Source organism: Streptococcus pseudopneumoniae, from assembly GCF_001072315.1.
Classification (GTDB): Bacteria; Bacillota; Bacilli; order Lactobacillales; family Streptococcaceae; genus Streptococcus; species Streptococcus pseudopneumoniae_R.
Map to the genome: position 1 here is coordinate 1 of NZ_JVLI01000008.1, position 12520 is coordinate 12520.

General features: G+C 32.8%; 8 protein-coding genes and 1 pseudogene. 3 read left to right on the forward strand and 6 right to left on the reverse strand.

What is annotated here, in order from left to right; genetic code table 11:
- Window positions 1-275 precede the first annotated feature (275 nt).
- From ADH54_RS00285 to ADH54_RS00310, 6 genes are all read right to left on the reverse strand, one after another.
- Window positions 276-1748, reverse strand: a complete 1473-nt coding sequence (locus tag ADH54_RS00285; RefSeq protein ID WP_049523324.1) for a peptide MFS transporter — start codon at window positions 1746-1748, stop codon at window positions 276-278.
- Between the two features lie 400 nt (window positions 1749-2148).
- Window positions 2149-4362: a glycoside hydrolase family 31 protein gene (locus ADH54_RS00290; protein ID WP_049523326.1), complete on the reverse strand. Its 2214-nt coding sequence runs from the start codon at window positions 4360-4362 to the stop codon at window positions 2149-2151.
- Window positions 4359-5003 (reverse strand): DUF624 domain-containing protein, encoded by a 645-nt coding sequence (locus ADH54_RS00295; RefSeq protein WP_049523328.1) that lies wholly within the window; start codon window positions 5001-5003, stop codon window positions 4359-4361. Before ADH54_RS00295 ends, ADH54_RS00290 begins: the two co-directional genes overlap by 4 nt.
- A gap of 204 nt (window positions 5004-5207) precedes the next feature.
- Window positions 5208-6773, reverse strand: a complete 1566-nt coding sequence (locus tag ADH54_RS00300; protein WP_049523331.1) for an extracellular solute-binding protein — start codon at window positions 6771-6773, stop codon at window positions 5208-5210.
- 9 nt (window positions 6774-6782) lie between these two features.
- On the reverse strand, window positions 6783-7679 hold the full coding sequence (locus ADH54_RS00305; protein WP_000870790.1) for a carbohydrate ABC transporter permease: 897 nt from the start codon (window positions 7677-7679) through the stop codon (window positions 6783-6785).
- A gap of 17 nt (window positions 7680-7696) precedes the next feature.
- Window positions 7697-8614 carry an ABC transporter permease gene (locus ADH54_RS00310; protein WP_049523333.1) on the reverse strand — a complete coding sequence of 306 codons (918 nt, stop codon included), beginning with the start codon at window positions 8612-8614 and terminating at the stop codon, window positions 7697-7699.
- A 202-nt stretch (window positions 8615-8816) separates the two neighbouring features.
- On the opposite strand from ADH54_RS00310, the gene ADH54_RS00315 reads away from it, so the two are divergent.
- The 3 genes and pseudogenes from ADH54_RS00315 to ADH54_RS10910 form a co-directional block, all read left to right on the forward strand.
- Window positions 8817-10487, forward strand: a complete 1671-nt coding sequence (locus ADH54_RS00315; protein ID WP_049523336.1) for a sensor histidine kinase — start codon at window positions 8817-8819, stop codon at window positions 10485-10487.
- Window positions 10468-12006 carry a response regulator transcription factor gene (locus tag ADH54_RS00320; RefSeq protein ID WP_049523338.1) on the forward strand — a complete coding sequence of 513 codons (1539 nt, stop codon included), beginning with the start codon at window positions 10468-10470 and terminating at the stop codon, window positions 12004-12006. The genes ADH54_RS00315 and ADH54_RS00320 overlap by 20 nt, the downstream gene beginning before the upstream one ends.
- 330 nt (window positions 12007-12336) lie before the next feature.
- A pseudogene (locus tag ADH54_RS10910) lies at window positions 12337-12520 on the forward strand (site-specific integrase); the annotation flags it as partial.

Here is a 12520-nt window from a genome sequence, read left to right on the forward strand (position 1 = left end):
TACAACCTCAAAACAGTGTTTTGAGCTGACTTCGTCAGTCTTATCTACAACCTCAAAACAGTGCTTTGAGCAACCTGCGGCTAGTTTCCTAGTTTGCTCTTTGATTTTCATTCAGTATTAAATAGAAAAGTGTACAAATGTCTACTAGGAATATCAGAAACATCGTGAATTTTCATCAAACTAAAAGGACCTAGCCCTGTACCATACAGAACTAAATCCTTTGAATAAATAATTGATCTAACTTTTAGAATCCCTACAGAAATTCCAATTTTTCTCTATTTGATACCAGACATTAGTTTTTCAATACGTGGAACGTAGAAGAATAAGATAATACTGAATACAATCGTAATTCCTCCAACAATTCCATAGTAAGCGACTTCAGTTTCGCTTGTATAAAATTTTACAATTTGAGCATTGATAGCTTGGGCAGCAGCGTTACTCAAGAACCAGATAGACATCATTTGTGCTTGGAAGGATTTTGGTGCTAGCTTAGTAGTGACTGATAAACCAATAGGCGAAATCAGCATTTCCCCCACAATCACAATAGCCCAACTCATAATCAACCAGAAAGGACTGACCTTAACATCTGTCCCAAAGAGCATCCCTGGTAACATCATCCACAAGAAAGATAAACCTGCCGCAAATAAACCGTAAGCAAATTTCTTAGAAGAGGACGGTTGCTTTTTACCCATTTTCCCCCACAACCATGCAAAAATCGGCACATAAATCATAATGAAAAGTGGATTGATACTTTGGAAAAAGCTAGATGGGAAATGAATCTGATTTCCAAATACATTAAAGTAAAGTCGAGTTTGATCATCCGCAAATAGAGCGAGAACAACAGAGCCCTGCTCCTCAATAGACCAGAAGAGTACTCCAGCGATAAATAAAGGAATGTAGGCAAACACTCGAGATCTCTCAGTGGCACTTATTTTATGACTAGATAAAATTTTGAAGAAATAGTAGATTGGAATGATTACCGCAATCACTGTAAAGATATTAACAATCATATCCACGTTAAACTGGTGAGTAAAGACTAAACCTATAACCACAAGAATAACCATGACAAGTGTAATCAGCAAGCGTTTAATCAAGGTCTGCTGGTCCTTCTGTGAAAGTGGATCAGTGGGGTAAAGACTTGATTCAGGCAGATATTTCTTCCCATCCAAAACATACTTCACTAGACCAAAGAACATCCCAATAGCAGCTAATGAGAAACCTAGATGGAAATTGACTTCCTGACCTAGATAACCCACTAGATAAGGGGCAACGAAGGCACCTAAGTTAATACCAAAGACAAAGATACTAAAACCTGCATCCCGTCTATCATCCTCTTTCTCATAAATTCCCCCCACCATATCTGAGATATTGGGTTTTAAAAATCCAGTACCAAAGATAATCAAAGCAATAGAAAGATAGAGAGCCACTTGTCCAAAAGGTGTTGCCAAAGCAATATGCCCTAGCATAATCAGAATCCCACCGTAAAAGACAGTCTTACGACTTCCTAAAATACGGTCACTGACAAAACCACCGATAACCGAGGACAAAAATACCAGCGAGCCATAAATCGCCATAACCGATGCAGCTGTGGTCTTATCCATTCCCAATCCACCATCTTGCACACTATAGTACATATAGTAAAGTAGGATAGCTCGCATTCCATAGTAAGAAAAGCGTTCCCACATTTCTGTAAAGAAGAGGGTGGACAAGCCCATAGGATGTCCAAAAAATGTTTTCTGTTTTTCCATATATATTCTCCTTTAACGATATAATAATTCATTTTACAGAATTTTCAAATAAATGTCAAACAAATCCTGTTTGTTTTAGAAAATTTCTGAAAAAATCACACGTCTCATACTTAATTCCATCATAAAACTCCATTTCAGACTAACTTCCACTTCGATCAGGCAAGTGGAAGTTACTTTGAGAAATCTCCTTTAAAAATTTGCTCTTGTTTAGTTTAAAAATATTTCAAAACTTGAAACTTACTTATCTTATCCTCTCCTCTTCAGTGAACAAAAACACCCCTATACCAAGCTTGTATCTAGTGCAATACAAGTCAATAAGCATAGGGATGTAGAACTATTACACATTAAAAAATAAATAATTAGCAATTAAATAATAGAAATTGTGTACGAAATGTCTCAATTAGTTTTCGCTAGTAAATATCATTTCCAACAAACGCCCTCTCAATTCCTTATCCTGATGATGCAAGATATTCATTAACTCATGAGAATTTTTGGCATTGATGAATTGATTTAACAATCTATCTTTTAATTCATATGGAAGAGAAGCAGTCTTTAGTAGTCTAAAAACTTCATCATTTAAAGATAATGTTTTATTATCTTTACATTCAAATCTAGCTGTATCATTCTTATTTGGTAATTCAATTATAGACACATTCGTTCCTTTAAAATGAATTCTATGCCTTCTATTACTTGGAACGATACTAGAATCTCCTTGTAATGTTAGCTCTAGCATTCCCATTTCCCAGTCGATTGATAATCTTGTTTTATATCTTTGACCATTTTGATCTTCAATCATTTCAAAAGAATGTTGTTTGCCTGGGAATACATACCAATCTACAACTTCAGGTAAATCAACACCCATATCTATCTCAGAACCAACCAAGGGAATGATCGCACCACTTTTTGCAAACACAGGTATAGTCGAAATGTCTCTATAAACACTCAACTTCACACCACCTGTATATTTTTTCTCTGAAAAAAAGTCATACCATTCACCTTCAGGGAACCATACATCCACTTTTGCAGATTGGAATGCCAAGTCCATCTTTTCTACAATGGGAGCCACCATCAGTTCTGTTCCAAAAAAGTATTGATTTGGAACATTATAACTCTCATCATTCTCTGGGTAGAAATAATACATTGGGCTGATTAATGGGGCACCTTCCTCATGTGTCTTTACATTCATGGTATATAGATATGGAATCATCTGATGTCTCAAACGAAGGTATTTCTTCATAATCTTAGATGTTGTTTCTGAAAAAAACCAAGGTTCTTTACTATTGAAGGGACTTCTAGAACTATGTAATCGAGTGATCGGACTAAAAACACCAAACTGTAGCCATCTAGTTTGTAGCTCTTCGTCATAATCCCCCAGCATGTGCCCACCGATATCATGGCTCCACCAACTATAACCGATATTTGATGCTGTCGCTGTAAAATAAGGTTGAAATCTTAAGGAATTCCAACTAATAATAGTGTCCCCTGAAAAACCAACAGGGTAGCGGTGACTACCAGGACCTGCATACCTTGATAAAATTAAGCCACCTTCTGCATTTTTACAACTATCCTGATAGTGATAATGGTTTAAAAGCCACAGTGGATCCAACATACCTTGAGTCCCTTGTTGCCAGTCAATCCACCAAAAATCTACTCCCTGCTTTTCTAGCTTATAATGAACATCTTCAAAGTAGGATTCTCTAAAAGAGGGATTAAAAAAATCAAAAATAGCAGGTTCTTCTAGTTCTACATTTAACCCCAATCGTTTGGCGACTCGAGGATAAGCTTCTTCATAAGCCCGTATACCATCAGCAGGATGGACATTTAAGGAGAGTTTTAACTTTCTATCATGAAGTTGTTGCAATAACTGTTCTGGATTTGGTATTAAGTTTTTATTCCAACTATATCCTGTCCACCCACTTCCAAAACGAGCTGGAATGTCAGTTATATGCCAATCCATATCTAACACACCGATAGATAAGGGAATGTTCTCTGTTTCAAATCTGTCTATTAAATCCAAGTATTCATCCGACGTATAAGGCCAATACCTACTCCACCAATTGCCTAAAGCATATCTTGGCAGCAAGGGTGTTGAGCCAGTCAATTGGTAAAAGTCTCTGATTGCTCCTCTATAATCATGCCCATAGGCAAAGAAATAGAGGTCAATTTGATTTTCTCTCTCAATATAACCAGACTGTTCATCCCAAATAAATCCTTGAGAATCATCCAATAAGGCTATACCATTTCGGCTAATAATTCCATCTTCTAACGAGATTGCTCCATCTGCCTTATCCAGAGTCCGAGCTGTTCCTTTTAACGTTTCAATAGACTCACCAAAATACCAGCGACTACCATATACGGCAAAATTTCCTTTTAATTCTATAAATAAATTTTCGGCGTTAAATTCTCCTTTATTAAAGTGCAGATGAAAATAGTCCGTCATAATATCTAGTACGTTTGATGTCTCGATATAATCTAACGAAACTTGGCCAAAATCTCTATTATAGATAAGTTGTGTAGTTCTATCCTCAAAACTTCCAGTTTGAGAGTATTCTAACCTTACTAACTTGTCTGTTAATACAGAGATTCGATAAAACTCTCCCTTAAAAATTTTCAATTTGTTTTCCTCCTTTTAGTAAATTTCTTTACCTTATCAAACATTTTATTTGTTATCGTTACATTCATCAATCCGCAAAAAGCAAATCCCCCAAATGTAAATACGTAAATAGCTGTTAAAACTCGTTCTGGACTACTAAAACTCATATACAGTACAGAAATATTAAATAAAACCAACATGATAGCTTGTATTGGATTTAAAATACAAATTAATACGCTATTTACAATACTATTTTTTAGATTATCTTTAAATAGACCAATATAGGGAAAAATAACACTCATCAAAAGTATTATAACAAATAAAAAGGGCAACACTAACAATAAACTATACTCTGAAAATAAACTTGAATAGCCCCAAAGACAATAGTTCACATATAAAAGTAATTCTATTAGGAGGATAAACAACCAAATAAAAGTTGACTGTTTAAAATTTCGTCTAAAGATCCGAAAATAATGATAAGTAATATCGGTATCTTTACCTTTTAAAATACGATACCACATTGTCGTAAGAGAAGTTAGTGATGCCCCAATTGTAACTATTGGAATACAACTAACAATAAATAGAGTATTTAAAATAATTAAATCTGTCAAAAAAGTTAAAATTCTAACCACTTTTCCATCTAATGAAAATAATTTTTGCATAATATATTCTCCATAAAATCAATCGTCTTAACTCTATATTTTAGAATGTCAGTTGCACAAAAATATTACCTAAATTATTTAAAAAACATTTCCAAATTTCTTTAAAAATTAGAATAAAGGAAGCGAGATAATTGGATGTTATCAGTCTCGCTTCCTGTAATTAGCTAGTCCCTTGTTTATACAACCAAGAGTTCATATAAAGTATTACTCTTTGACTTCTTTTTGGTAACGATTATATGCTTCCTGTTGAATCTTCATAAATTCGTCCAACCCCATATTCTTGAGAGTTTCTTTGTATGAGTCCCATTCTTTTTCTATGCCACCTTCAACTACCCATTTAGATGCTTGTTGTTTGACATAGGATTCAATGCTAACATAGATTGATGATAATTTGTTAAGCTCTTCTTGTGAATAAATCACATTAGGGTACGCTGGTAACGCAAATTGTTTCAAACCTTGGTCCATCTTCAATTTCAATCCATCACCTTGTGTTTGATCGATTTCTACGCGACTATTGATATCATCGCTTACATATTTAGGACCAAAATCTCGAAGTGAATTAATCCATGCCCATTCATCAGCTGATTTACCATCTTTAGGAGGTAACACTTTAAACTTATCACCATTCTTTTCAGTAGCTATTCCAAATGATCCATAGAAATTCTGAATACTTGCTTCATCTGTATATAATTTATCCAACCATTTCAATAATTTAGCAGGGTTTTTGCTCTTATTTGTAATCAAAATTTCATTTCGACCATAATTGTAATGATCTGGATCAGAAAAGACATATTGTTTACCATCCATACCTTTTAAAGCAGGTAGAGCAATATACTCACTTGAATGTAATCCAAACGTTGCATCTGCTGTCCAACCACTAGAAACACCTACTCTAGATACTCCCTTATCCATACGTTTCGCAGCACTCATAGAGGTATCTTCTGTAAAGATTTCCGGATCAATCAAACCTTTTTTATAAGATTCGTGCATTGCTGCAATCCCTTGTTTATAACTTTCCTCTGTACGAAGGTAGACTGGTTTCCCATCTTTTACAGACATTTCATACGTATTATCTGCCCCTAAACGATTATTGAACGGAAGAATATATGAGAATGTTGGATCAAAGTTTCCTGCTCCGAATGGAATTTCATCAGAAGCGTCTCCATTTCCGTTCGCATCTTTATCCTTAAATTCTTGTAGTACTTTTACTAAATCATCATAAGTTTCTGGAACCTTTAATCCTAAATTATCCAGCCACTTTTTATTAATAAATAGCTGATTAGCTACAGTAGGACGCATCGGTAATTTTTTAGGTAGACTGTAGATATGACCATCTGGTGAAGTAATCATAGCTTTAATCTTAGGTTCTTTCTCCATAGCCTTAGTTAAATTAGGCATGTTTTCCTTGATTAAATCTTCCAATGGAATAAACAAAGATTGGTTCTGAGCAATTTCTGAATCTGTAAATGCATTTGAACCCAAAAATGCATCTGGTAAATCTCCGCTAGCAACCAAAACAGATTTCTTATCTGCCCAATCTGCGGCTACAAGTGTATCCCATTTAACATCAATACCTGCTTCCTTGGCAGAATCTGTTAGAAAACCTTTATGATAATCTTCTCCCCAGTCAGACCAACGAACAGTTGTGATTTTATAAGAATCTTCTCCAGACTTATCGTCCTTATTCGCATTATTGGAATTTGCACAGGCTGTTAAGCCAGCAAGTGTAACTGTTCCTAAGAACAAATATGTAAATGATTTATTTTTCATGATTTTCTCCTATTCTTTCAAGGCGCCAATCATTACGCCTTGATTAAAATATTTTTGAACAAAGGGATACAACAACATAATCGGAGCAGTTGAAATAACAATTGCTGCATATTTCATCATATCAGCTTTGATACGAAGATCTGATGCAACTTCTCCTGTTGCTTGCGATTGTAACATTTGATTACTAATTAGTAAACGTCGTAAAATTAATTGCAATGGCTGTAAATTTTCATTCGTTAAATAAATTAAAGCATTAAACCACGAATTCCAAATACCAACTGCAGTCCAAAGTCCAATAACTGCTATAATAGCTTTTGATAACGGAACAACTATTTTAATAAAATAACGAATTGTACCACATCCATCAATTTGCGCAGCCTCCCACATCCCGTCTGGAATACTATTATTAAAGAAAGTTCTAGCAACAATAATATTGTATGATGAAACTGCAAAAGGTATTACCATTACCCAAAATGTATCAATCAAGCCTACATTCTTTACTGTTAAGTAGGTAGGAATCAAGCCACCTGATACGAACATAGGGATTATGTATAGAATACTCATCCACTTTCTACCAACTAATTCTTTTCTAGATAAAGCATAACCAGCTGGAATATTGACTACTAAAGCAACCAAGGTACCAACAACAGTATATAAAATTGTATTTAGATAGCTACGCAAAAATAAAGGTTGTTGAATAAGACGTAAATATCCATCTAATTTCCATTCTCTTGGAATAAACCATACCTTCCCGTTTGCAACATCTGAAGGATTACTAAAAGATGCAATCACTACAAACCATAACGGATAAACAATTAACAGGATAAGGAAAATTGCTAAACCATAGGTAACTATATCAAATAATAATTCAGAGTTTGTTTTTCTTGATTTATGAAACCATTTCACCTTGAGCACTCCTTCCTTTAAAAAAGACCCGTTCTAGTATATCTTTTCGAGAACCAGTTAACAGATAACAAAATTATTAGATTGACTACGGTGTTAAATAACCCTATAGCTGTCGAATAACTATACTGAAAGTTCACCATACCAACTTTATAAACATAGGTCGAAATTATCTCACTTCCTGCTAAATTAAGTGGATTCTGCAGTAGTAACACTTTCTCAAAACCTACACTTAATAAACTACCTGCTCTTAATATTAATAAAATCATAGCAGTCGGCAAAAGCAATGGTAATTCTATATGCCGAATTTTTTGTAACCTAGAGGCACCATCCATAGTTGCAGCCTCATAATATGTAGGATCAATTGCAGAAAGCGCCGCCAGATAAATAATACTATCCCAACCAATATGTTGCCATATATCACTCCAAACATAAACACCTGCAAAATGACTAGGTTTTGATAAAAAATCTGGAATAGTGATTCCAACAGACTTAAATACATTCGCTAACAAACCACTAGTAGGAGATAAAAATAAGATGATCATCCCACACATAACCATTGTAGAGATAAAATGGGGTAAGTAGGTTGTCACTTGAAATATTTTTCTAAATTTCCCAACTCTTAACTGATTACTAATGATAGCTAGTATAATAGGCAAGGGAAATCCTACTACAATACTATAAAGTGAAATTTTTAATGTATTGAACATAGTTGTCCCGAATTGGAATGATGAGAAAAATTGAGTAAAGTACTTAAATCCTACCCACTGACTAGCAAAGATACCATTGGCTGGTGAATAGTCTTTAAATGCAATAATTAGTCCCAACATGGGAATATAGGAAAATAAAATTAATAGCAATATTGAAGGAAAAAGTAATATATATAATGGAATACTATGCTTTAATTTTATTTTATGAAGTTGAGATGCTACTTTCATGTTTTTCCTCCCATCTGATTTTCTACGATTATTTTACACCATATAGAATTCCCTTAATAGAACTTTTTGGACTAGGTTTATCAATTTTTCAGTTTTTTAATTTTAAAAACTATTACTTTTCCGACATCTTGATAAAACATATCTGTTTTGTTACATGATATCGTATTTTCAAAGTGCTATAATTTTAAGAGGAGAATAGTATATGAAATTAAATCACGACTTATCAAAAAAACATTCCATTCATTTTTTCTTTAAACTCCTACTTGTACTACTATTGATAAATATTTTAATCAATATTGCTATGAGTAACATAACCAGAAATTTTATTAAAAACCAGAATATAGTACACCTACGTAGTTCAATTGAAATTTATGCTGATTCTGTTAATGAGAAATTGCATTCTGTAGAACGCTTTATGTACTCAACAATAACGCATAATGAATCTTTAGAGAAATTAAATCATGTACAAACGTTTCTTGACTATCAAGAAAATCTCAAAAAAGTTCAAACTAGCTTTACAGAGTTTGAATATCAAAATGAAACTCATATGACATTCTTATTAGAAACCGATAGTACTGATCATTTTATAAATGTCTCCAATCTTTATATTCCATATGAAGATTATCTACTGTTAAAATCAAATCTAAAATCATTGCGTAGTGATATAAGTGACCGTAAATGGAAAAATGTAACTACTAAAAATAGCGAATACTTAGTTAAATCTGTTCATTACGAAGGAAAAATCATTTATGCCGTCATATCTTCAGAAGATATCCTAAAACCTCTAAGAAAACTCAATATTGGAAATAATGGTAAACTTTCCCTAAAAGAGCCTAACAATATACCCTCCGAAGACTACCTGATTCATGCTCAAAATGAAAAAACGCATTTACCTTTCGATATTTATGTTTTAGTCGATTATGCCGAAGTCTTTAGAAATATCACACTCTTAGAAGTATTTTTATCAGCTGTTCCTATCATTATCACCATTTTATCAATCATCATTATCCTGTATATTCGTCAATGGATGATTAAACCAATAACAAGACTCACTGAACGACTCTCTCAACTTGGGGACTCCATCCCCCCTTCTGAATTTTTTATATCTGAAGGTATACTAGAAATTGATAAGGCAAATGATAAACTTAATAAAGTAATATTTGATATGCAAGAATTAAAAATACGGGAATACCATTCACAACTAGAACTTAAGAAGATTGAGCTTAATTATCTTAAGAACCAAATTCGTCCGCATTTCTACTTAAATATGTTATCAATGATTCATAGTATGCTTCAAACAAAAAACTATAAAGAAATTGAAGAGTTAACTATCCTAACTTCAAATTATCTCCGTCATTTATTTATGGCTAATCAAGATTTTTCAGAACTTAAAGATGAAGTTCAGCATATTAAAGATTATTTAGAAATACAACGAATTCGATATGGAAATAGCATCTACTTTTCACTAGACTACAATTCTGATTTACAAAATACTCTTGTTCCATCGTTACTGTTACAAACGTTTATTGAAAACACAATCAAACACGGTTTTTCATTTCAGGATTTATTTACAATTTTACTATCAATAAAAAAAGTAAAAACTGAGAACTCAGATTATATTCAGATTTGTATCGAGGATAATGGTCCAGGTTTCTCTGAAGAAATTTTATCAAAACTAAATCAGAAACAGTCTCTAATAACAGAAGATGGACATCATATTGGGATCACAAACACCATCGAACGTTTAAATCTTCTCTATCCTAATGACTATAGTATTGCATTTGAAAATAATGAAGAAGGTGGGGCTAAAATTCTTTTACTTATTCCATACAAGATTATAGACGGAGGTTATAATGAATATCTTATTAGTTGATGACGATCGCTTTATCATTGAGGCTTTACGAGAGAAAATAAATTGGGATAAACTACACATTGACATTGTTTATGTTGCCTATAGCCTCACTCAAGCTCAAAATATTATTAGAGAGCATCCTATTGATCTCATGATAAGCGATATAGAAATGCCTCAAGGCAGTGGCCTCGAACTCTTATCGTGGATTAGAAATGAAAAATATGATATAAAAACAATTTTTTTAACCAATTACGCCGACTTCAACTATGCTCAAAAAGCAATTGAATTACAAAGCTTCGAATACTATCTAAAACCCATTAACTTCGAAAAATTAGAATTTATTATTCAAAAAGCCATTAGTAAAATTGAAAATCATAACTTAAACGGAAAAAATGATGCACTTTTACAAATAGAAGACAATTTCTGGTATGATTTCCTTAGAAAACCTCAAATTTCTCGCATTGATGAGCTAGAAAATATAGCGAGCAAACAAGATTTTATTCTTCAAAAACACCAGTATTTTTTTCTTGCAGTTTTAACAATCAATCTTAATGAAGAAGATTATTCTGCAGAAACTCCATCATGGACTTCTCAACTAAAAAGAGAACTTCAAAAAATTTCACAACCTTCTTATAAGCTGATAAGTCTATTCAAGATGGAAAGCCAGGTTGATCAATATGTTTGTCTCTTTAGAGTAGACTCATCCAAACGTAGTGACAAATTGGCATATGAGATTCATTCTCAAATTTCTAATAACTTTAGTAAATACTCAAACATTATATATAAGAGTTGCCATAAAATATCCGATATTTTATTTCATACCAAAGAACTCTACACTTATAATGAACAATATGTTTCTTATTGGAATACTATTACATGTGTTCCACATAGTTTTCCAACTTCCTTTAAAACAGAAACTCTTTCAATTACTTTTTTAGATAGCTTAAGTGAATACGAATTAAGAGAAAAAATTAATTCACTTGCCTATAATTCTCAAATTCCTACTTTCACACTACAACAAATTTTACTAGATTGGACTCAACAAATAGGAATATATCTAGATCAAAATGGAATTTCAGCTCATAAATTATTCCAAAACAGCACTCATGATTTCTTATTCCAACGACGCTTTCATTCAATTGAATCTTTTCAGGATTACTTTGATTATTACTGGTCACATGCTAAGAAATTTGCAACAAACATTGAAAACCAAAAAAATAGTATTCAACGCATCGTCGAATACATAGATCATCACTACTATGAAGATATAAATCGTTCTATATTAGCAGATATGGTTTATCTCAGCGCAGATCATTTAGCTAGAATTTTTAAAAAAGAAACTGGAGAAACTCTTGTTAAATATATAACGGATAAACGCATTAATGCTGCTAAATCTCTCCTATCTCAAACAAATATCTCAATATCACAGGTATCTTGTCAAGTAGGGTATGATAATTATTCTTACTTTACTAAAATTTTTAAACAAAGGACTGGACTTTCTCCTGGAGATTACCGTAAAACTTATCAAAACAAAATGTAAGCAATCTAAATCATTGAAATGATAAGTAAAATTCAAGGTCTGTAGTAATTTTTGACATTCTACAGTTTTTCCAAAGATAAGTTAAATGATAATTTTTTAGATTATCATCAGGACAATATCTTTCAGTCTAACATATCTCCAAAAATTTCTTTAAAATTGTTGATAAGGCAACTTCTTAAAAAGTCAGTTTGAGAAAAACAGCCAGTAAATATTTCTAGGGCAAAACGTATACTATCAAGCTTTTACTGAACTGCACCCCAAAAGTTAGACAGAAAAAATCTAACTTTTGGGATGCAGTTCAAAGAAACCTGATAATATGCGTTTTATTATGGAAATATTTGCTTCATATTCTCTATTTCTAATGACTTACTTCAGCTTCTTACCTCTTAGAAAGAACAACAAAAATATGAACTGGCAAAGTTTGGCATCATCAGTAATCCAGAACAATTTGTTTTTACATATATCGACACAAAAGGAAACATCAATAAGCCTTTACATGCTGACTATCTAAACA